The sequence below is a fragment of the Pseudomonas sp. GD03858 genome, assembly GCF_029840925.1.
GTDB lineage: Bacteria > Pseudomonadota > Gammaproteobacteria > Pseudomonadales > Pseudomonadaceae > Aquipseudomonas.
Genome location: NZ_JAOCDM010000006.1, coordinates 21952 through 45200 on the forward strand (window position 1 = coordinate 21952; position 23249 = coordinate 45200).

Annotated in this window: 10 protein-coding genes; 5 read left to right on the forward strand and 5 right to left on the reverse strand. The window is 66.7% G+C overall.

What is annotated here, in order from left to right:
- The first annotated feature begins 171 nt into the window (after window positions 1–171).
- Window positions 172–1227: a tetratricopeptide repeat protein gene (locus N5D48_RS03130; RefSeq protein ID WP_279880924.1), complete on the forward strand. Its 1056-nt coding sequence runs from the start codon at window positions 172–174 to the stop codon at window positions 1225–1227.
- 15 nt (window positions 1228–1242) lie between these two features.
- Here N5D48_RS03130 and N5D48_RS03135 read toward each other — a convergent pair whose 3' ends face one another.
- Together N5D48_RS03135 and N5D48_RS03140 are read right to left on the reverse strand one after the other, a co-directional pair.
- Window positions 1243–3141 carry a hybrid sensor histidine kinase/response regulator gene (locus N5D48_RS03135; protein ID WP_279880925.1) on the reverse strand — a complete coding sequence of 633 codons (1899 nt, stop codon included), beginning with the start codon at window positions 3139–3141 and terminating at the stop codon, window positions 1243–1245.
- A 157-nt stretch (window positions 3142–3298) separates the two neighbouring features.
- Entirely contained in the window at window positions 3299–3748 is a 450-nt protein-coding gene (locus N5D48_RS03140) for a nucleoside deaminase (protein WP_279880926.1), read from the reverse strand.
- Window positions 3749–3894: 146 nt separating this feature from the next.
- On the opposite strand from N5D48_RS03140, the gene N5D48_RS03145 reads away from it, so the two are divergent.
- Window positions 3895–4581: a type 1 glutamine amidotransferase domain-containing protein gene (locus tag N5D48_RS03145; protein ID WP_279880927.1), complete on the forward strand. Its 687-nt coding sequence runs from the start codon at window positions 3895–3897 to the stop codon at window positions 4579–4581.
- A gap of 88 nt (window positions 4582–4669) precedes the next feature.
- Here N5D48_RS03145 and hppD read toward each other — a convergent pair whose 3' ends face one another.
- On the reverse strand, window positions 4670–5746 hold the full coding sequence (gene hppD, locus N5D48_RS03150) for a 4-hydroxyphenylpyruvate dioxygenase (protein WP_279880928.1): 1077 nt from the start codon (window positions 5744–5746) through the stop codon (window positions 4670–4672).
- A 312-nt stretch (window positions 5747–6058) separates the two neighbouring features.
- On the opposite strand from hppD, the gene N5D48_RS03155 reads away from it, so the two are divergent.
- A complete protein-coding gene (locus N5D48_RS03155) occupies window positions 6059–7645 on the forward strand; it encodes an EAL domain-containing protein (RefSeq protein WP_279880929.1) in 1587 nt (528 codons plus the stop codon).
- A 35-nt stretch (window positions 7646–7680) separates the two neighbouring features.
- Window positions 7681–8568 (forward strand): EamA family transporter RarD, encoded by an 888-nt coding sequence (gene rarD, locus N5D48_RS03160; RefSeq protein WP_279880930.1) that lies wholly within the window; start codon window positions 7681–7683, stop codon window positions 8566–8568.
- Here the strand turns inward: rarD and N5D48_RS03165 are convergent.
- A complete protein-coding gene (locus tag N5D48_RS03165; protein ID WP_279880932.1) occupies window positions 8531–10102 on the reverse strand; it encodes a TerC family protein in 1572 nt (523 codons plus the stop codon). The genes rarD and N5D48_RS03165 overlap by 38 nt on opposite strands.
- 264 nt (window positions 10103–10366) lie before the next feature.
- Between N5D48_RS03165 and N5D48_RS03170 the strand changes: the two genes are divergently transcribed.
- Window positions 10367–10951, forward strand: a complete 585-nt coding sequence (locus N5D48_RS03170) for a LysE family translocator (protein WP_279880933.1) — start codon at window positions 10367–10369, stop codon at window positions 10949–10951.
- Window positions 10952–10971: 20 nt separating this feature from the next.
- Here the strand turns inward: N5D48_RS03170 and N5D48_RS03175 are convergent, their stop codons facing one another.
- A complete protein-coding gene (locus tag N5D48_RS03175) occupies window positions 10972–23241 on the reverse strand; it encodes a filamentous hemagglutinin family protein (RefSeq protein WP_279880934.1) in 12270 nt (4089 codons plus the stop codon).
- Between the last annotated feature and the right edge of the window lie 8 nt (window positions 23242–23249).

Consider the following 23249-nt stretch of genomic DNA (forward strand, 5'->3'; position numbering starts at 1 on the left):
CGCGCCTTTGCACACGCCGACACGGGTGGCGCCTGCCCATCGAACGGGCAGGCGCCACCTGAGAGCGGCAATCCTGGCCCGCAACGGGCGCAAGGCTCGCGAACCCGCAGGCGTTGCATTTGCCCCCCTGCTGCCCCAAGCTCTGGCGTTCCCGCCGCCACGGACCGTGCGATGCCCAGACGCCCCTTGATCCTGCTTGCCCTGCTGCTCCTGGTCCTGCTGCCAATCGCGCTCGGCTACCTGTGGCGCACCCCGCAACCGGCAGCGCCCAGCCTGCCGCCGAATAGCTATGCCAAGGCGCTACGTCAGGCGCATGATGGCCTGCCAGGCGCCGCGCGCGTGTTGTATCAACAGTTGCAGCGCGATGACCTGACCCCGATCCGCCGCGCGGCGCTGTACGCCGAACTGCCTAACTACCCGTCTCCCCAAGCGTTGAAACTGGCCAGCCAGGACCTTGAACACGCCGACCCCATGGTCCGCCGTGCGGCCATCGCCAGCGTTCGTCGCCTGCTGTCGACTGCCCAGCGCAGCCTGGTGTTGGGGCCGCTGCTGGAAGACGACGAACAGAGCGTGCGTTTCGCTGCCGTGGATGCGCTGCTGGGACTCGACCCCGAAGCCATCGGCCTGTACTTCGGGCCACTGCAGGATGCCCTGGAACAGTACGAGCAAACCCTGGAGCAGCAACCAGACGATCCTACGGCACAGGTACACCTGGCCAGGCTGTACATGCATGAGCAGGCATTCGAGCCTGCGACCAGGGCGCTGCAGCGCAGCCTGGCGCTGGCGCCCGACAACCTGGAGGCCCTGGCCATCCAGGTGCGCCTGCTCGAACGCCAGGGTCAGCACGATGCCTCCCGAGAAGTCCTCGCCAAAGCGCTGGCCCTGCGCCCCGACTCAGCGTTCCTGCAACATGAGCTGGGCGTGTGGCTGATTCGCCACGAACAGCAGGAATATGCCTTGCTCGCCCTCTCGCGAGCCGTAGAGCTGGAGCCAGACAACAGTGACTACCGCTATACCCTCGCGACCACCCTGCACCAGCTGGAACAGGTCGATGCCGCGCAGAAACAGCTGGAAGCCGTGCTCAGCCGCGAGCCGGCCAATCGTCGGGCGCGAGTGCTGCTCATCCAGTACTGGAAGGAAAGCGGCCAATTGCAGAACGTGCAAGTGCTGCTGGCCGAACTGGAGCGACAGAACCCCGACGACCCTTTTCTCCAGCACGAGCTTTGAGCCGGGCCGCGATCATCAGGGCGGCAACATCCGCAGCACCTGCGCGACCAAGGCCTCCAGCGAGAAGGGCTTCAACAGCAGCGCGGTGTCAGGCTCGTCCAGCAGCATCTGTTCCACCGGGTCATCGGTAAAGCCGGTGATGAACAGGATTTTCTGCTCGGGCTTGATCAGACGCAACGCCCTGGCGACCTGACTGCCACTGAAACCACCCGGCAAGCCGATATCGGTGATCACCAGGTCGAAGGGCCCGCCATGACGGAACTGGCCCAGTGCACTGTTGGCATCGGGTACGTCGCACACCTCGAAGCCATGTTCAAGCAGCGCCTCCTTCATCACACCCCGCAGGTTGACCTCGTCGTCGACCAGCAACAATCTTTCACCCTTTGCCTGGCGCAGGTGCGAGCCTGAAAACTCAGGTTCCGGCAGACTGCCGGCATAACGCGGGAACATCAGCACCACCCGGGTGCCTATATCCTGCTTCGAGTCGATCCAGATCTGCCCGCCCGACTGCCGAACGAAGCCATGCACCATCGGCAGCCCGAGCCCCGCTCCCTGCCCCGCCAGCTTGGTGGTGAAGAACGGCTCGAAGGCCCGTGCGACATCCTGCTGCGACATGCCATGTCCCCTGTCTTCAATCTGAATCACGACATAGTCGCCCGCCGGCAAGGCGGCCAGCGTATCGGTCGCCTCGACCAGCCGCTCGTTGGCAGTGCGGATCGATACCTCCCCCTGGCCAAGGGAAGCATCGCGGGCATTGCTGCACAGATGCAGCAGCGCATTGCGCAACTGGTCGGGATCAAGCAGCACCGGCCAGGTTGCCGCGTCGAGCTGCCAGCACAAACGCATCTCGCTGCCCAGGGACTGCTGCAACAACGGCGCGACCTGCCGCATCAGTCGATTGATGTCCAACGGACGTGGCGACAACGGCTGGCTGCGGGCGAAGGCCAGCAGGTTCTGGGTCAGGGCGATGGCCCGATGGGCGCATTCGCGCGCCATCTGCACGTAACTGTCCACCCGCTCCATGCGTCCTTGGCCGAGACGTCGTTCCAGGAGCTCCAGGCTACTGCCGACGCCCGACAGCACGTTGTTCATCTCATGTGCCAAGCCGCCCGCGACCTTGACCACCGTTTCCATGCGCAGGCTCTCGCGCATGGCCGCCTCGGCCCTGAGCTGGACGGCCCGGCGATCCTCGGTGATGTCCCGGGCAACCAGCATCGGCATCGACTGATCCGCCACGCCATGGCAGCGAAACCAGCGGTAATGGCCGTCGCGATGACGGATGCGCGCCTCGACGGGTGCCGCGGCTCGCCCTTGCAACAGTTCCATCAGCGCCAGCCGTGCCTCGGTGCGCTCGGCGGGGTGAAACAAGTCCGGCAGCGCCACCTCCGACTGCTGCTCGACGCGCCAGCCCAGCAAGCGCTGCCATGCAGGATTGGCCATGCGCAGGCGCAGTTCGGCATCAAGCATCAACATCACATCAGGCGACAACTGCCAAGTATGCTCAGGGTCGGCCAGGTAGCTCTGCAGACGCGCTTCGAACGTTTGGGCCAGCTCGCGCCATTCGCGGCTGGTCTCGACACTGGCGGTGGTCTCGATCAGCGTGTGCAAAAAACCGGCAACGATGTCTTGATCATCGCGAATGGGTGAATAGCAAGCCGTGACCCACACGGTTTTCGCGGTGCCCGCCTGCTCGACTTGCAGCGGCGCATCCTCCTGCACGCAGCCCTGCCCTCTGAGCACGTTGAACACCGTGGTCCCGATGCTGTCCCAGACGCTTTCGCCCCAGAGATCGTAGAAACTCCCGCCCTGGTGTTCGCCGGTATCATCGGCCAACGCCTGATAGGCGTCATTGTAGATGACCGTCATGTCCGGCCCCCAGACCAGGGCACACGGAAACGGCGACAGCAGCAGCATGTCCACGGCGATACGCAGGGCCGGTGGCCACTGCGTCAACGCCCCCAGCGATGTACGACTCCAGTCGAAGACCGCGATCGCTTCGTGGCGCCTGACGGCAATGGTCGTCGGGGGGGCCAGGTGAACGACCTGGATGCCTTCGGCCGCAGAGCCCCGCTCAGCGGCCAATGTCTTCATTCCACAACTGCGGATGATCCTTGATGAACTGCTTCATCAAGGCCTTGCAGGTTTCGTCGTGGCGCACATCCAACCTCACCCCTCGACTGCGCAACAACTGCTCTTCACCCATGAATGTCTGGTGCTCACCCACCACCACATGCCTGATGCCATAGAGCAGGATCGCGCCGCTGCACATGGCGCAGGGGGACAAGGTGGTATAGAGGGTCGCCTCCTTGTAAACGCTGGCGGGCTGGCGCCCGGCGTTTTCCAGTGCGTCCATTTCACCATGGAGGATCGCGCTGCCGCGCTGCACCCGACGGTTGTGCCCGCGACCGATGATCTTGCCGTCGTGCACCAGTACCGAGCCGATCGGGATACCACCCTCCTCCAGCCCTTTACGCGCCTCGTCGATAGCCGCCTGCATGAAATCGGAGGTTGCCTGTTCCATGGTGTCCCCTGCTGATGCGTTTCGTGAGCAGCAGACTAGCACATCCCTTTCAAGCGCATGGCGCCACAGCCACGCCCGGCTATGCTGATAAGGCTTCAAAGATCGCTGGCCAAACGTTTTCCCATGGATTCGACGGGCATGCGCAGATGAACAAGAAGATCCTGGTCGTGCTGACCAATACCGCCAAGTATCCTGATTTGAAACGAGCCACAGGGTTGTGGCTGGGTGAGGCCGTGCACTTCGTCGACAAGGTGCAGCAGGCCGGTTTCGCGGTCGACTACGTCAGCCCTGCGGGCGGCTACGTGCCGATCGACCCGCACAGCCTGCAGATGGCGCCGGAGCTGGACTGGCAGTGGTACAACGACAAGACGTTCATGAACCGTCTTGGCGCCACCTCGAGCCCCGGCCAGGTCAAGGCCGAGCAGTACAGCGCCATCTACTACACCGGCGGCCACGGTGTGATGTGGGACTTCCCCGACAACCAGCCACTGCAGGAACTGGCGCGGCGCATCCACGAACGCGGCGGCGCGGTCGCGGCGGTATGCCATGGCGTGGCGGGGCTGCTCAACATCAAGCTCAGTGACAACAGCCTGCTGCTCAAGGGACGCAAGGTGACCGGCTTCTCAAACACCGAAGAAAAACTGGCCGAACTGGACAAAGTGGTGCCATTTTTGACCGAAAACGAGCTCGGCGCTCGGGGTGGCGAGTACAGCCTGGCCGAAGATCCCTGGGCATCCTTCGTCGTGGAGGACGGCAGCCTGATCACTGGCCAGAATCCAGCATCCACCGCCGGGGTGGCCGAGGCGGTCATTCGCTATTTACGCAACCGCTAGCCACCACAAAAGCATCGCGGGGTCAGCCCGCTCCCACATTCATGTGGGAGCGGGCTGACCCCGCGATGGGTTTCGAGCCTGCAGCGGGTTATTCGGCGTTCAGCACGCCACGACGCACCTGATCGCGCTCGATGGACTCGAACAGAGCCTTGAAGTTGCCCTCGCCGAAGCCATCGTCCCCCTTGCGCTGAATAAACTCGAAGAACACCGGGCCCAGCAAGGTTTCCGAGAAGATCTGCAGCAACAGGCGCTTGTCGCCAGCCTCTGAAGCGCCGTCCAGCAGAATGCCGCGGGCTTGCAACTGGTCGACCGGCTCGCCGTGCCCTGGCAGACGCTCCTCGAGCATTTCGTAGTAGGTCTGCGGTGGCGCGGTCATGAAGCGCATGCCGAAGCCTTTGAGCGCATCCCAGGTCTTGAGCAGGTCGTCGGTGAGGAAGGCCACATGCTGGATGCCTTCGCCGTTGAATTGCATCAGGAACTCTTCGATCTGTCCCGCCCCTTTGGAGGACTCTTCGTTCAGCGGGATGCGGATCATGCCGTCCGGCGCGGTCATCGCCTTGGAGGTCAGGCCGGTGTACTCGCCCTTGATGTCGAAGTAACGGATTTCGCGGAAGTTGAACAGTTTCTCGTAGAAACCGGCCCAGTAGGCCATGCGTCCGCGATACACGTTATGGGTGAGGTGATCGATGATCTTCAGACCCGCGCCGACCGGATTGCGCTCGACGCCTTCGATGAACTTGAAGTCGATGTCATAGATCGAGCTGCCTTCCTCGTAGCGATCGATCAGGTACAACGGCGCGCCGCCAATGCCTTTGATCGCTGGCAGGCGCAGCTCCATCGGGCCAGTCTCGATCTCCACCGGCTGGGCGCCGAGCTCCAGCGCCCGGGCATAGGCTTCGTGGGCATTGCGCACGCGGAAGGCCATGCCGCAGACTGACGGGCCATGCTCGGCGGCAAAGTACGAGGCGATGCTCTTGGGTTCGTTGTTCAGGATCAGGTTGATGCCGCCCTGGCGATACAGGTGCACATCCTTGGAGCGGTGGGTCGCGACCTTGGTGAAGCCGAGCATCTGGAACACAGGTTCCAGCACGCCGGGCGCCGGCGAGGCGAGCTCGATGAATTCGAAGCCTTCCAGGCCCATCGGGTTGTCGAAGATATCTGCCATGTTCGTGTCCTCATCTGCAGCAAAAAAACGGTTGATTACCTGCTTTGGATGTCGAACAGCGGTGGTGGTGAGCAAGGGATACCGCGCACGCTGCGGGCAAGGAAGTCACCAATGATCAGCTTGAACCCATGGTATGTCATATGGACCCATTCTCGGCGGGCTGGATTCCCCGGGAGGCGGAGAACCTTATTGTTGTATTCGTAAATCGATTCTACAGTGCGTAAATTAGTTTGTCGCGCTTTAAGTTGGCGAGCGTCGCCGACAAGCGGCTATCCTCAGCAGGATCCCGCCACCGACAAGGTTCACCCGCGCATGCCCCTGACCGCCAAGCACCGTGCCCGCTGGAGTTGGCGCACTCTGTTGCCCTGGGTGGTGGGCCTGCTGCCGCTGCTGTGCGGCATGGGCGTGATGCGCTGGCAGACCGAGCATGAACTGCAAGCCAGCAGCGAGGCGACCGCCCGCGATGTCGTGGGGCATATCGAAGAAATCCTCGACAGCCTCTCGGTCGTCACCCGCCACCTGCTGCCCAAGGCCGGACAACCCTGCCAGGATGTCCAGCTGGCCTTGCGCACCGAGGTGACCCGCAATGCGTTCGTGCGCTCGACCAACCTCTTCACCAACGACAATCTCTATTGCACATCGCTGTTCGGTGATTTCGCAGAACCCGTGGATGCTCGCGACTACACCGATGGGCAGCTATGGCTGATGGATGGCAATTCGGTGACGCCGGGCAATGCCTTGCTGGCATACCGCATCAGCCAGGGCGACCGTGGCGCCATCAGCACGGTGGATGGCCGGCATCTGCTCACCGCCCTGCGCTTTATCGCCGACGACGATCAGCTGCAGGTGCAGGTGGGCGAGCACTGGATGGGCCAGGACGGGCTGGTGCGCAACGGCACGCCCCCGGTCGCGGCCAGCGCGGCGGTCACCGTATCCTCCACGCGCTACCCGTTCAGCGTGCATGGTGGCTACGGCCCGTCGAAGCCGGCACAGCTGATGCGCACCCGCTACCCGGCGCTGCTGGGGCTGCTGCTGATCCTCGGCGCGATCGCCGCCATCGCCTGCCATTGGCAGATCCGCCGCGCCACCTCATCGCGCGCAGAGCTCAATCGCGCCCTGGAGGCCGGCGAGTTCCTGCCCTATTTCCAGCCGGTGGTGCGTAAAGGCGACTACCGCTGGGCTGGCGTCGAGGTGCTGATGCGCTGGCAACACCCCCGCGAGGGCCTGGTTCGCCCCGACCTGTTCATTCCCTACGCCGAGCACAGCGGGCAGATCGTCGCCATGACCCGCGCCCTGATGCTGAACACCGCGCAGGCGCTGTCGCCGCACGCCACGCTGCTCGAGGATGGCTTCCACATCGGCATCAACATCACCGCCGACCATTGCCGCGACCTCGGCCTGCTCGACGATTGCCAGACTTTCCTCCAGCATTTCCCGCCCGGACGCGTGGTGCTCACCCTGGAGCTGACCGAGCGCAAGCTGATCGAACCCACGCCGGTCACCCTGGAGCTGTTCGAGAAACTGCACGAGATGGGCGTGATGATCGCCCTCGATGACTTCGGCACGGGCCAGTCCAGCCTCAACTACCTGCGCCAGTTCAACGTCGACTACCTGAAGATCGACCAGAGCTTCGTCGCCATGATTGGCGGCGACGCCTTGTCCCAGCACATCCTCGACACCATCATCGAACTCTCGGCCAAGCTGGACCTGGGCATCGTCGCCGAAGGCGTGGAAACCGAGGTCCAGCGCGACTACCTGGAGCGCCATGGCGTGGACTTCCAGCAAGGCTACCTGTTCGCCCGACCGATGCCGGCCAGCGATCTGCTCCTGGCCTTGGCCGCGCGCCCCGGCAGTCTGCGGTTGCCGCAAGACAGCGCCCCTGAGATCATGCGCGGCTGATCCACCCGCTCACCTTTCCCGTTTCCGAGGCACTCGTGTCAAAAGGCATTCTCTCGTCGGTCATGGCGTCCTGTCTGTTCGCCGTGATGTATTTCTATTCCTCCCTGCTCACCCCCTTGGACGGCGAGGAAATCTTCGGCTGGCGAACCCTGCTGACCCTGCCCTGCCTGACGCTGTTCATGTGGCTGTCGGGTGACTGGAAACGGGTCGGTGAACTGCTCGCACGGGTGCGCCGCACACCCCTGCTGCTGCTGGGCATGCTAGGCACTTCCTGGCTGATGGGCGTGCAGCTGTGGCTGTTTCTCTGGGCGCCGCTGCACGGGCGCAGCCTGGAGGTGTCGATGGGCTATTTCCTGCTGCCGCTGGCCATGGTCCTGACCGGACGGCTGGTCTACGGCGAACGCCTGTCGCGCCTGCAGAAGGTGGCGGTGGGTTGCGCGGCCCTGGGCGTGGGCCACGAGCTGTACCAGCACGGCAGCTTCGCCTGGGAGACGCTGCTGGTGATGATCGGTTACCCGATCTATTTCGTGCTGCGTCGACGTTGCCGCACCGACCACCTGGGCGGCCTGTGGTGCGACATGTGCCTGTTGCTGCCGTGGGCCCTGTATTTCGTGATCCAGGGCCCACTGTCGACGGCGGATCTGGCCGAGCACCCGGGCTTGTACGGGTTGATCCCGCTGCTCGGGGCGATCAGTGCCAGCGCCCTGATCGCCTACGTGCTGGCCAGCCGACTGTTGCCGTTCAGCCTGTTCGGCCTGCTCAGCTACGTCGAACCCGTGCTGCTGGTGGCGGTGGCCCTGCTGCTGGGCGAAACCATCGGCCCGGATCAGTGGCTGACCTACCTGCCGATCTGGGCCGCGGTGCTGGTGCTGGTGCTTGAAGGCTTCAAGCACCTGCTACGTCAGCGGCGACGCTCTGTGTAAGGCGCACCTGCCGCACCCGACGCTCCTCCACCGCCACCACGGTCAAGGTCCAGCCGTTCCAGGCCAGGCGGTCACCGACCATCGGCAGGCGATCCAGCAAGCTCATCACCAGGCCCGCGAGGGTCTGGTAGTCCTCGGTGGCACGCGCGGCGAAACCGGTACGCGCCTGCACCTGGGCCAGGTTCAAGGCACCGCTGACCACGAAGCTGCCCTCCTCCTCGATCACGCCAGGCCCTTCGACCTCACTGGCATCGGGCAATTCGCCGGCAATCGACTCGAGGATATCGGTCATGGTCAGCACGCCGGTGAAGTCACCGAACTCGTTGACCACGAAGGCGATATGCGTGGACTGGCTGCGCATCTGCTCCAGGGCGTTGAGAATGCTGAAGCTCTCCAGCAGGTTCAATGGCGCCCGGGCCAGGTGCTCCAGTGCCGGTTGGTTGCCGGCCAGCAGTTCCTTGAGCAGCTCCTTCTTGTGCACGTAGCCCAGCGGCTCCTCGATACGCCCGTCACGGATCAGCGGCAGGCGCGAGTACGACGAGTTGACCAGGGCCTGGCTGATCGCCTCGGCCGGTTGCGCCAAGTCGATGGCGTCGACCTTGGCACGCACGGTCATCACCGTGCGGATCGGTCGCTCCGCCAGGTTGAGCACACCACTGATCATCACCCGCTCGCGACGGTCGAACACCACCTGCGCCTCGCCACCTTCCACCAGGTCGGCGATTTCCTCGCCCACCTCGTCGGCTTCCACCCGGCGCCCGCCCATCAGGCGCAATACGGCATGCGCGGTGCGCTCGCGCAGGGGCCGATGCTGCTGCACGCTGCGCTTGCGGCGAGCACGCGCCAACTGGTTGAACAGCTCGATCAGCAGCGAGAAGCCGATGGCCGCGTACAGGTAGCCTTTCGGAATGTGGAAGCCCAGGCCCTCGGCGGTCAGGCTGAAACCGATCATCATCAGGAAGCCCAGGCACAGCATGATCACCGTCGGGTGGGCGTTGACGAAGCGGGTCAGCGGCTTGCTGGCGACGATCATGATGCCGATCGAGAAGATCACCGCGATCATCATCACCGACAGTTGCTCGACCATGCCCACGGCGGTAATCACCGCGTCCAGGGAGAACACCGCGTCCAGTACCACGATCTGCGCCACGATAGGCCAGAACGCGGCATGACGCACCGCACCGGCGCTCTGCACGATATGCCCTTCCAGACGTTCGTGCAGCTCCATGGTGGCCTTGAACAGCAGGAACACACCACCGAACAGCATGATCAGGTCACGACCGGAGAAACTCTTGCCGAAGATCTCGAACAGCGGCGCGGTCAGGGTGACCATCCACGAGATGCTGGCCAGCAGGCCCAGGCGCATGATCAGTGCCAGCGACAGGCCGATCAAGCGCGCGCGATCGCGCTGATGGGGCGGCAGTTTGTCGGCAAGGATGGCGATGAACACCAGGTTGTCGATACCCAGCACCAGCTCGAGGACGATAAGCGTCAGCAGGCCCAGCCAGGCCGTGGGGTCGGCTAGCCATTCCATTAGCAGGTACTCACAGGGGAAGCGTCACGGGGACGGCGGGGGGAAGGCCGGGTCGGCCAGGGACTGGGGGGCTCCGCGAAGGTGCTCATATAGACCTTGATAGCAATTTGGGAAGGTGATCCTACAATCGAAGCAGGTTTTTTCGACAGCGCGAAAATATTACAAAAGCTGTAACAACCATGTCCGGGGCATTTTTGTTCAATACCGCGCCCAGGGTCGCCACTCAGGATGTGCCGACCCTGACTGTCGCAAGGAATCATCCGCATGAGCCTTTCCCTGTCCATGGCCGCCTTCGCCCTGGCGGCCTCCATCTCACCCGGTCCGGTCAATATCGTCGCCCTTGGCAGTGGCGCCCGCCATGGCCTCGGTGCCAGCCTCGGACACGCGGCCGGTGCCACCCTGGGCTTCTGCCTGCTGCTGGTGCTGGTCGGGCTGGGGGTACACGAACTGCTGCTGCGCTGGCCCCTCGCGGGGCAGCTGTTGCACGGCGGCGGCGTACTGTTCTTGCTGTACATGGCCTGGAAGCTGGCCAGCGACGATGGTCGGCTCGACACCACGGGGAGGCACAAGGCGCCGAGCGCCTGGCATGGCGCCGCCATGCAGTGGTTGAGCCCCAAGGCCTGGCTGGCCGCCGTGGCCGGCGTCGGCGCGTACACCGGGGGTGAACAGCAACTGCTGTGGCTGTTCACCTGGATCTACATGCCGATCTGCTTCGCCTCGGTGGCCTGCTGGGCCTGGGCGGGCAGTGTCATACGCCAGTACCTCACGGAACCGAAATGGATGCGCCTGCTCAACCGTGGCCTGGCCGCGATGCTGGTCGCCAGCGCAGGCTACCTGCTGCTGGCGTGACCCGCTGCGCCCCGCGATGGCTACAGCAACAGATTGCCTCGCTCTTCCTCGGTCAACTGCGCCTTGGCACGCTCGTCCAGCGCGCCCGCGCCCAGCACCTGCACAGGGCTCTGGTGGTTGTACCGAGGGTTCAGGCTCGCGCCATCGCGTCCGGGCACCAGTCGCTCGCCACCAAACCCCAATACCTGCACGGTAATCACCGACGGTTGGCGCTGGCGTGCCGCAGCCTGCTGCGCACGCCCGGCCTCCTCCGCCGCCTGGGTCGCCGAAGAGGCCGCCGCGCTGGCCGAAGCGATCGCCCCGGTGTTCACCGACGCCACCACCGGCATGCCCTTGGCGTCGCCCTGGACCTGGATGTTGGCGGCATTGACCACCTGCAACGCGGCGATATTGACGTTCCCCGAGACGCGGATCCCCGCCTCGCCGGCATCGATGGTACCGAGCGGCGCGATCAGGTCGATATCGCCCGGTGGCACCTCGGCGATCGGATTGAGCGTGGCGATGCCGGCACCGGTGCTCGGCACGCTCGGCGCCAGGCCGACGTTGCCCCACAGGTCGTAGGTACGCTTGGGCGGGGTGTAGACCACCGTGGTCTTGGAGCCACGCCCGGCGTTGATATCGCCTTGGGCCGACCAACCGAGGATCGAGCCACCGAACGTGGTCATGATCCGGCTCTGGCCGAGCAGGATGCTGCCCTGGGAATACAGCTGGATGTCGCCACTGCCCTGGGTGATCACCCCGGCGGAGGACGGCGGCGCCTCGCCCTCGATGCCGAATACCTGCTGGCCACCCGGCGTCAGGACCTGGATACCGCCGCCAAAATCAGTGTGAATGCCGGCCCCGCCATAGAATGTCGCATTGCCGCTGTAGCTGACCGGGTTGCCGGCCACGTCCCGGTCCGGGAACAGCGCGGCGATCGCCTGGCGACCGCGCAGATAGCTACCGGTGCGCGGGCCATCGGCATCGTTGTACTCGCGACCGCCTGCGCGCAACTCGGCGAAATAGAGCTGCCTGGCGAAGATCCGCTGTTGCTCGGCGGGCAGCGTGGCGAAGTAGGCCCGTGCCGCCTCGCCATCGCCATCGAAGGCAAAGCGCTCGCGCAGCCAGGCGAGCAGCTCCTGATCGTACACCCTGGCGACCTTGCCCGATTGAGCACTCAGTGGCTGGGCAGGATCGGCCAGGGACTCCGGGTCCAGATAGCGCGTCAGCAGGCCTGCGTAATCCGGCCCCTGTTTGCCAGCGCCGACGATGATGGCAATGGAAGCGCCGTCATTACCGCCACCGCTGCCACCGACCCGGCCGATGCTGGTGATAGCCGCCTCCTGGTAGGCCGAATCGACCCCCGGGCCCGACTGGAACAGGTTGCGTCCAGCGATCACCTCGAGCTGGCCGGGGCCGGCGACATTGAAGCTGCTCAGGCGGATGTCACGGCCCGCGCTGATCAGCGAGACATCATGGCTGTCGCCATGGATGACCAGGTTGCCACGCGACAGGTTGCCTCCCCCGCCACCGGCCACCAGATTGTTGGCGGCCTCGCGCTGGCTACCCAGCACCGTACCGGCGTTGACGATGTCGCGACCGGCCATGATCCGTAGCGGCCCGGCGCCCTGGTAGAGCTTGAGTCCCAGCAAGGGGTACTCGATGATTTCGCCCGTGTTGAGGCCGACGATATCGCCGTCCAGGGCGTAGAAACGCACTGGCTCCGACGGCCGCGCGCTGCCTTGGACATAGGTGTTGAGACCGAAGCTGAAGAGCGGATTTTCCCAGACATTGCGCGGTAGCTCGCCGTGCAGGTTGGTCGACAGAACGAGGTTGCCGGCACTGGTGCCCAGGAAAGCAGGGCGCAACGGCGTTGCCAATGCCGAGGCGTCGGTACCCGCCTGGCTGACCGCGTAGCCCCCGGCATAGATCGAATCCCCCGCGAGCAACTGCAGACGGGTGTTGGCCGAAGGCGCGGTCATCAGGCTTTCCGGCGATGCCAGGCCCGCCGAGCTGCGTACCGAGTCGCCATAGTACAGGCTGCCACTGATCGCGCTGGCACTGAGCGACGTCGGGTAGAACACGCGACCGCCATCGATCGTCAGGTTGCGGGTCACGGCATTGGAACGACTCTGCACGACCGGCGCCAGGTCTCCCCCCAGGCTGATCAGCTCGACCGAGGTCCGTGGTGTCCACAGCGAGAACCAGCTGCTACCGCGCCCCGGCATCCACGTGCCATCGTCAGCGGTGAACGGTGTGCTGTTGAACGTCGGCACCCGTCCCGGATCGCCAACCCCCTGCACCACCAGGTCGCCACGGCTGCGCAGGCGCACGCCGCTGTCGCCGGGCATCAGCGTCATGCCCCCCCAGGCCTTGGCCCGGGTGGCGGTGTAGGGATCGTAGGCCCGGGACTCGCTGTTGTCCTGCTCGACCCCGTAGCTGCCATAGATGGACTGCAACAGCCCGATGCTGGCCGCCTCCACCTGCAATGCGCCGCGCAGGTTGACCAACGTGCCCTGCAGGTCCATCAAGGTGTCCGCGGCAGTCAGCGCGGCCAGCCCCGGATTCAATCCGCCCCCTACGCGTAGGTCGAGGTCACCGCCACCGGTTTGCACCAGGCGGCCGTCGGCGGTCACTCGACCGGTGCTGGCCACCACCAGATTCAGGCCCCTGCTGCGCTCGACTTCGACGATGTCGACGCCACTGGACTGCACCAGGCCGGCCGCGCCAGCCACGCGAACGTCCAGGTTGCCGCCACCCAACGTGCCGAAGCCGGTGAAGCCGACCAGGTAGGGCAAGGTCGGGGGGCTGGCCGGGTCCTGGGCAAAGCTGCCGAAGTTGAGCCACCAGGCGGCGGGCGTGCCGGCGTCGGTCTGCCCTTGGCGCCACAGCCAGTTGCCGACAGCGGCGGACGGCGTCTGGCGACGCGTCACCAGATCGGTGCTCTTGGGGCCGACGAGGTTGCCGGTCAGCTCGCCACCTGCGGCAATCAACAGATTGCCGCCCTGGTGCGGATACCAGGCACGGTACTGCGCGGCGGTCGACTCATAGCCCGCGCCCAAGGCGCCAAGCACGCTACCGTCGGCCTGGAGGCCACGGGGCAGCTGGTGCGGGTCCACGCCCTGCGTCAACAGGGCCGGGGCCTGGGTGCCAGCGGTGTAGACGCCGTACAACGAATCCATGCGCCAGTCGCCGGCACTGAGCAGTTCGAGATCGCCGGTACCCGTGCGCAGCACGCTGAACAGCTGGGTCTGCGCGGTGATCTGGGCCTTGGTCACGCCCCCTGGGGTCTCGATCTTCTGGCACCAGGTCGGCCGTGCGGTGCACAACGGCAGGAGGTTGGCCGGCACCGGCTGGCCGGGCACTCGCCCCACGGCCAGCTTGGTCCAGACATAGCTGATGGTCGGCGGGGTGGTTTCCACCACGCGTGTGGCGATGTAGTGCTGGTCGGCCAGGCGCAACGTACCGGCCTCGGGCTCCGCTCGGGTGATGCGGCTGTCCGCGGCGTCCAGGTCGGCACCGGCCACCAGGCGCATCGACCAGGATTGCGAGCCCTCCGGCAACATCTGCCCAAGCGCCCAGTTGCGCCCCTGCTGGCCCGCGACTTCCTGGCGCAGATCCACCCAGAACACCCCCGTGGGTAGCTTGACATCGGTGCCCGCCGGCAGCAGCGCGCCCACTGCCAGGGCCAGCGCGCCACGCTGGGTCAGGCCTCCCGTGGGCAGGGCGACCCCTTTACGCCATACCCCGCCGCGCACGGCCACGCCGACCGGCAGGCGACTGCCGGCATCCAGCTGGGTATCGGCGGCCAGGGTCACCGCCTGCTCGAGCAGGCTGCCGGCGGCATACAGCACATTGCCGGCGGCATCGCGCACGGCGGCGTCGAGCACGGTGCCGGCCGGCAGGGTCAGGGCCGTGGCCAAGATCAGCGTGCTCGGTAGACGCGTATTGGCCGGCAGCGAGGTGTCGGCGAACGGCAGGTCGAAATTCAACGTGCTGCCAGCCGGGTAGCGCGTGCCGGCCGCCAGCTCGACGCCACTGCGCGGGATCACCAGATCGCTCTTGAACGGCTGCGTGCCCGGGACCAGGATCCAGCCACGGCCGTCCAGGCGATCGCTGCCAGTGGCCAGTTCCGGCGGCAGGAAGCCGTCGCTGATGCTGCCATGGACTTCGAGGTTGCCGCCGGCGCGCAAGGTCAGGTGGCCAACCTCGCCAGAGCCGCGGGACATGGTCTGCGCCGTGGACGGGTTGAGGCTGGCGTAGCGGTGGCCGGACAGGTCGAGGTCGCCGCGCACCACCAGATCGGTCTGGTCGTCGCGGGTGGCGATTTCCAGGCCTGGGCGCACATGCAGGGCCTGGGCGTAAGCGGCATCGGTCAGCGCGGCCAGGCGATTGTCGAGCAGGTCGCGGTTGGCCAGCACGGCATCGACGAACAGCGCATTGCGCGCATGCTTGGCGTCGAGGTAGGCCTGGTCGATGTATTGGTACGGACGGCCACTGGCTGCGGTGCCTCCGTCAGGCGCGTCGACGTAGCGCTGGTTGCCGACCACCGCGATGGACTGGGCGCCCAGGATGTCCAGGCGGCCACGGGCATCGATGGCGATATCGCCGGCAATGTCGCCGCCTACCCTTGGCGCCGTGAGCAGCAGCGTGCCACGGGCGCGCCCGTCGTGCTGGCCGGCGCTGGCCGCGGTGCCGTGGCGCAGGTCCAGACGGGCGCCGGAGCTCAGCGTCAGCAGCCCGTCACCGCTGTCGAGTTCAATCACTGCCCGGTTCGGCGCATCGATGATCGCGCCCTGGCTGTCGACCCGCAGCAGGCTGCCATGGGCATCCAGCACGGCACCTGTGGCCAGGGTCAGGCCATGGTTGGCCGCCAGGCGGATGCTGCCGACCTGGGCACCACTGGCATCGACGGTGCCCGTCACGGTCAACTGGCCGTTGTCCAGCGAGACGTTGATCGCGCGCGCCTTGAGCTCGCTGCCGATGATCAAGTCACCCTGGGTGATCTGGAAGCTGCGAGCCCCCAGTACCTGGTCGCGATTCAGCCGCTGGTTGAGCCCGGCGAAGTCGTCCACCTGGCGCGCGCGGATCTCCAGCGAGCCCTGGGCATACGGCACCCGCGTACCGCCCGCGTCATAGTCGCCACTGGCGGCGCCGAGGATTTGTCCCAGCAGACTGACCTGGCCGCCGAGGGCCGTGGCGCTCAGGCGACCGGCGCGGTTGTTGGCGGCGCTGAAGTCGATCAGGCTGCCGCCCGCCTGGCGGATGTCTCCCGTGGCGCTGGTCAGCAGCAGGTCACCGCCCCAGCTGTACTGCGTCGCGTCGTTGAAGGCCAGGCGGCGCCCGGCCAGGTCGATGCGTGCGCGCTCGCCCAGGATCAGATCCTGTTGCGCCGTGACGCTCAGCTTGCCGCTGGGCAGGCTGAAGGTGCCGTCGAGGGTCACCTGCCGGCCACTGAGTGCCAGCTCGGCCCCCACGCCATCGCGGCCGCTGGCCAGCGCACCGCCGCCGCCGGTCACGCGCAACTGGCCGCCGGCGGTGATGCGATTGATCGAACCGGCGGCACCCGTCCACAGCGGGGTGTCCACCAGCAGGTTGCCTCCGCTGTATTGGAAGCCGCCCTCGGGCTGCCAGGCGCCACGCTGGTGATAGACCTGCAACGCGCCGGCATGGTTGGCGCTGACCTGGCGGCTGGCATGGATGTCGACCTGGCTGAAACCCAAGGTCTGGCGGCTCATGCTGGCGGTGCCATCAGGCTGGCTGGCCGGGCCGTAGCCAAAGGTCAGGTCTTCCACGCGCAGTTCGAGCACGCCGTCACCGCTGCCCGCGCCACCGGCGACGGGGGCGCCGGGCAATGTGCGGGCACCGTTCCACACCAGGCTGCCGGTACGGATGGTCGCGCGCGTGCTGGCCGTGCCATGGCCATAGATGGCCGGCGTGCCGAGGATCAGTTGCTGCACTCGGTTGCGCCCGGTCAGCGGGTCATAAGTGTCGAGCCGGCTGTCGCCAAAGAAGTTCAGCGAATCCGCCGCGCTCAGCGACAGGGTCTCCAGGCCGGGGATGCCGTCGGCGGCGCGGCCCTGGAACAGGCGGTCGAGGACCTGCTGGTTGAGCGTCAAGCCCTGGCCCAGCACCCCGGCGCTGGCCGCGTCGGCCAGCGCGGCGGCGGAACCGACGTTGATCCGCCCCACCGCCAGGCCGAGGTGGCGGGTGCCGAAACTGACCTGATCATCGAGGCTGAAGGTGCGGTCGGTCGCGGCGAACAGCGAACCCTCCGAATACAGCCGGGTCTCCCCTGCGCAGTGGCCCGACGAACAGCCGCCGATGAGGATACTGCCTGGCGCGAAGAAGTCGCCGGCCACCGATGGCAGCACGTCCAGGCGGCCATTGGACAGCGCCAGCAGGCTATGGGCATTGGGGTCGATCAGGTAGCCATCATTGGCATCGAACGGCACCGCGCCTTGGCCCAGGGTAATGATCGCGGCCCCTTGCTCGACGACGATCGCGCCACGCGCCGTATCGGTGGCGAGGAACACCTCGCCGGCGCGCAGCTCGGCGCCACTGCGCACCAGGATGTTCGCGGTCGATTCCTTGAAGCGCAGCATGTTGCCGCCCTGGCCATACAACACCTCCGGGCGTGCGCCGATGCTCAGGCGCGACGCCTTGAGCGCGCTGAGGTCGCTGGCACGCAGCGCAACCCGATTGGGCTGGTTCCAGTCGCTGGCCTGACCATCGGCGAGGATCTCGATGGCATCCAGGCCCAGCACGCTCACGCTGCCGCCACGTCCGTCGCGGGCGGCGTCGAAACGGGCCTGACCGGCAAAACGGAACGCGGTCTCGGGGTCGGCATTGGGCTTCAGGCGCAGGGTCAGCCACTTGCCATCGGCCTCGAGCGCCGCCCGCGGAACGCCCTTGGCCAGGGCGTCGGCCTTGACGAATCTGGCGTAGGACATCTCGTTGTACTGGCTGTAGCGCCGCAGGGTGTCGGCGGCGGTGAGGATGACCTGCCCCGGCAATGGCTGCTGGATGCCGGTGTTGACCACCGAGAGGCTGCCCGAGGTGGTCCAGGAACCGTTGCGCATGGCTTGGCTGACGCCGCGCGGGCCCGCCATGGCCAAGCCGTTGAGCTCGACGCGGTAGGCGCCCGGCAATAACGCATAATTGGCCGGCAGCAAGGTGTAGGTGCCCGCCGCCAGACCCGGAACACCTTGGTCGAGGGTGATGCGCTGACCAATGGCAGGGGCGGCCACGCCTGCCTCGCCGGCCTGCGGCGCATAGTCGACGGCCAGCCCAGGCACGATGGCATAGACCGGGTTGCTCGCCACTGACGGCAGCACCAGGCGACCGTCGGCATCGAGCTGCAGCAGCGGATGGTAGCGGGCGTCGGTGGAGCCACCGCGCCCGGAAACGAAACCGGCGCCGGTCAGTTCGCCGCCGCCGGCCAGGTCGATCAGCGCCCCGGCCTGCACATCGATACGCTTGCCAGCCAGTACCACCCCCTGGTCGATGTCGCCGCTGCCGCCGAGCAGGCCTATCGGCTTGCCGTCATACAGGTAGCTAAGGCCATCGACCGTACCGCCATAAGGCATGCGCAGGCCCGCGGCACTGACCGAGGTAATGCTGCCGGACAGCAGGCGCACGTCCTGCCCGGTCGCGCCGGCATCGCCCAGCAGCACCTGGCCGAGCGGCGCCCGGACCACCCCGCCCTGCTCCACCTGGCCGGCGCTGAGGTGAAGCCGGCCGAACACCGACAAGGGCACATCCGGGGTGGCGGTGCCGACCCGGCCGACACGCAGCGTGGCATCCTGGGTGGTCCGTACGCGGGCGTAGGCGCCGCTCACCGGGTATAGCTGGGCGGCCAGCAGCTCCAGGTCGGCGTTGCTGCTCAACTCGGTCGGCAGCGAGCCAATTTCCCTGCCAAGGAAGCGTATGTCGCCTTCGCTGCGCAGGCGGGTCAGGGCAAAGCCACGGCGATCGAACTGCAGCTGTTGTCCAGCACTGAGAGAAAGGTTGCCACGCGCACCCAGGCTGAGTTCGTCGCGCACCTCGAGCAGGTTGGCCTCGACCTGCAGCAGGGCGTTGGATGCCTGCTGCGACAGCCCACCCTTGATGGTCGGACGCAAGGTCTGGTCGCCCCCCAGGTGATTGCTGCCGGCCAGCCGGACATAGGGGGCCCGCAGTCGGATACGGCTGTCGTCGGCGCTGCCCTCGGCCAGTACCAGGGAACCGGCATACAGCTGCAGGCCCTGGGCCAGCGTCAGGTCCAGCGCGCCGTCGAAAGCCAGCACCCCGTCGCTGAGCAGCGCCAGGCTGGCGAAGCCGCCACGCTCGACCGCGCCCACATCCAGGCGAGCATGGCCATAGCGCAATCCGTCATCAGCGCCGCGCCCTTGGCCGAGCACCAGTTCGCGTGGCACCTTCAGCTCATCCTGCAAGCCATCCCTGCGGTACAGTCCCGTATCGAGCGCCACGCCGAGGCTGCCGCCCGCCGCGCTGGCACCGCCGGCCATGGCACTGAGCGAGCCGTCCAGGCGCAGGCCATAGCTGGAGGCCAGGCTGATGCTGCCGCCAGCACTGGCCATCGACAATGGTCCCTGGCCGCGAATATCCAGCACCGCGCTGGCCCCATCGGCGCGAAGACGAGCGCCACGGGCCACGTCGACGAACAGATAGGCACCATCGCTGACGCCCTTGGCGTGATCGATCTGCCCGCCGATGACGATGCTGCCGCCGGCGCTCACCCGACCGTAGCGCCGCCCCTGGCTGTCCAACGCCGTGAGCGCCTGGCCGGAGACATCGATCAAGGCGTCGCCGCCCAGACGGATCGAGCGATTGTGCAGGCTTTCCTCGATCCCGCTGGCGACGGTCTCGGGTTGCGCCTGCAACAGGCTTACCTTGCCACCGGCGGCCAGCAGCGAGCCGTCCATGTTCAACTGCGCGGTGCTGCTCAGGGCGATCGACTGCAGCGCATCGACACGGATGCTGGCGCCAGGCCGCACGTCCAGCAACGCCGCCTCGCGATCGGCCTGGGCAAGGCGGGTATCCCCGGCGGCCAGGCTCAAGCTGGCCCCGCCACGCAAGCCCAGCTCGCCCTTGAGCGCATTCTCTTGCACCTGCGGCGGCAACCACACAGTGGCCTGGTCGTTGACCGGCAGGCTGGCGTCGAGCAGCTCCACCGGCCGCGTGGCTTGCAGCTGAACGCCTTCGGCCACGGTCAACTGACGAATACCGCGCACGGTGTATTGAGCGAAGCCACGGGTGAACAAGTCCTCGCCGAGGTGGACGGCGTGGCCATCGGCCTGGCCGCCGATACGCACGCGGTCGCCCTGCAGATCGAGGGTGCCAGCGGCGCCGCTGCCATAGCCACGCAGCTCGCCATCCAATTGCAGGCGCCCGTTGCCGCCAGTGTCGAACACGCCGGCATGCAAGGTCAGGTTACCGCCGTTGCCGCCGCTCAGCTGGTTGCGCGCACCGCGCACCACGCCACCGGAGACCTCCAGCACGCTGTTCTGTCCCAGCAGCACGTCGCCCGAGCTGCGCAGCGACAAACTGCCAGCGTTACGCCAGGCCATGGCCTCGGCAAGGTTGCGGTCGCTGCGCGCGCCGCCGACATCCAGGCGCACGCCATCGCCGATCAGGACCTGAGCGCGCAGGGCGCTCGGCGTGGTCAGCGCGATATCTCGCAGGTCGGCGCCGTCGCGCTGGCGCAGCACATCGCCCAGCGCCATCTGCCCGCCCTTGGCCGTCAGGTCGGCAGCGACCCGCACCTGTGGTGCGTAAAGGTTCAGCTGGCCGCCATTGGCCAGGCGCAGCGCGTCATCGACCTGGATCGATTCACTGGCGGCGACGGTCAGCCCCCCCAACGCGAAAGCGTTGAGCAGGTCGCTGTCCAGTACCAATCGCCCGAGTCGTTCGTCCGCCAGCGGCGCGAGCAACTGCGCCTCGGCACTGGTGCCACGGCTGCCGGCGGTCACAGCCACCTGGCGCAACGCCGGGCTCAGGCTGAACGCGAGGTCCTTGCTGGCGCTGAGATAGCCCGGCAGCTGCTGGCCGATGACCAGTTGCGCGCCACGGGCACGGGCACTGTGAACCTGCTTGTAACCATCCAGGCCAACTACCGGGGCCTGCGCCTGGCGCTCGTCCTGCCACGTTTCGCCGACCAGCCGGCCATCGAGCAACGCGCCCTGGGTGGCCACCACCAGGCTGCCGGCGTCGCGACCGACGGTGTAGCCCTGTTCGAAGCGCTGTTGCGGCGCGATCAGCGGGTTGTAGAACAGGCGGGTCTGGTTCCAGCGCGTCGAGCTATCCTCGAAACCCTGGTAGATCCCGCTATAGAGCAGATCGCCCGGCGCGCGGGACAGCTCGTAGAGGCGCCCGTCCTCGCCACGCAGCCAGGTTTGCCGGACCTGGCCATCCTGCACCGCCAGGGTGCCACCGGACAGGTTGATCTCGGCGCCGGCGCGGGTGACCAGGTCCTGGCCAGTGAAGGTCACGGTGCCGCCCTGGGCCATCCACTCGCCCACGCTGTGGTTGCGCGTACCCAGGTAGCCCCCCACTTCCAGCAGGCCGCCGGCGGTGTACCAACGATCGCTGGCATGACCATTGACGCCGGCCGCCACATGCACCAGTTCGCGCACGTCGACCCACACATCGCTGTTGATCAGCCCGCCCTTGTCGCGGTTGCCGGCGGCGTCGCGCTGCTCGTTGCCCTGGACATTGACCTTGATGACGTTGCTTTCCATCGCCACCTTGACCCCGAGCGCGCCGGACACGTCGAGGCGCGCGCCGTCGTCGACCAGGCTGCGCCGACCGGCGCTGACCGCCACCTGACCACCGGTAGCCAGGGTCAGCGAGCCATCCTGGAAATGCACGGTGCCGCCACTGACCACCTCCACCCGCGACTGCTCCGGACGGTCGATCACGGTGCTGAGGTTGTCGAAGCGCCCACTGGCCAGATTGCCGTTGATGCCATTGACCAGCGCCCGTGAGGCTTCGCGCTGGCTGTCGAGCGCCGCGCTGTCGTCGAGCAGTACGGCGGTGACACTGCCCGGCCCGAGGCTGACGCTGCCGGTGGCATCACTGGCGGCGTTGAGCAGGTGGATGCTGCCACGCCGGTCCACCGAGGTGCTGGCCAGCGCCACACCTCGCTGATCGACCTGATGCCCCGTCAGCGTGATGTCGCCGCCAGGGGCCTGGAGCAGGCCGCTGTTGACCACCGTGCCGGCGCTGCTGCCGGCCTTGAGACTGCCCGCCACTTCGTTGCCGCGCGTGGTCGAATAGCGATTCGCCTCGGTGCCCTGGCCACGGCGGATATAGAAATCGTCAGCCGCCGCCAGGGTCGTCTGGCCCTTGCTGGCGATGATCTGCCCGTCGTTGCCCACCTCGCTGCCCAGCAGCAGCACATAGCCGCCGCCGCTGGTGGAGCCGGCGGGCTCGCGGGTGCTGATCCGCGCACCACGCTCGACCACCACCTTGCCAGCGGCATTGGTGAAGGTGGCCTGGCTGCCGTTGTTGTCGACGTAAAGGCCGCGCTGGGTGAACTGCTCGTCGCTGATCTGCGCGGCGGCGGCCACCAGGTTGCGCACGTTGACCTGGCTGGCACCGTTGAACACCACACCGTTGCGGTTGATCAGCATCACCGTGCCGGGCGCCTCGATCTGGCCATGGATCTGGCTCGGCCGGGCGTTCGGGTCATTGACCCGGTTGAGCACGGCCCAGTCCGCCTGCTGCTCGAAGCGCACGGTGGTGTCGCGACCGACGTTGAAGGTCTCCCAGTTGAGAATGGCCTTGTCGGCGGTCTGCTCGATGCTCACCTGGGTCTTGTCGCCAGACTGGCTCTGCCGCGGCGCCTTGGCATTGAGCCAGCCTTGGGTGAGCGGGTTCTCGTCGACCTTCAGCCCGCCTTCGCCCAGGCCATTGGGCACCACCTGCGGTTGCACCTGGGCCAGGGTGCGGCCGTTGGCCTGGGCCGCCTGCTGGGCGGCGATGGCGGCCACCGTATTGTTGAGGTTGCCCACCGAACGCTGGAACTGCTGACTCAGCCGCTGCTGCTGGGCCAGTGGCGGTGGCGACCCTGGCAGCACCTGCCCTGCCCCGCCCGCAGCGACGCCAGCGCCTGGCGCGCTGGAGGCCCCCTTGGCGTTGAACCACGCCGAGCTGAACGGCTGGGCGGCCTGGGCGCCGCTCGCCAGCATCAGCAAGGCGATAGCCTGGGCCAGGGGCTTGAGCAGCATCGGCTCGCTGCCGGCAGGTTTGCCGCGACGCTGCACGGCGGTGGCTGAAAGGGCTGGCTGGGGCATGCCGCGCGACATTGCAGGGT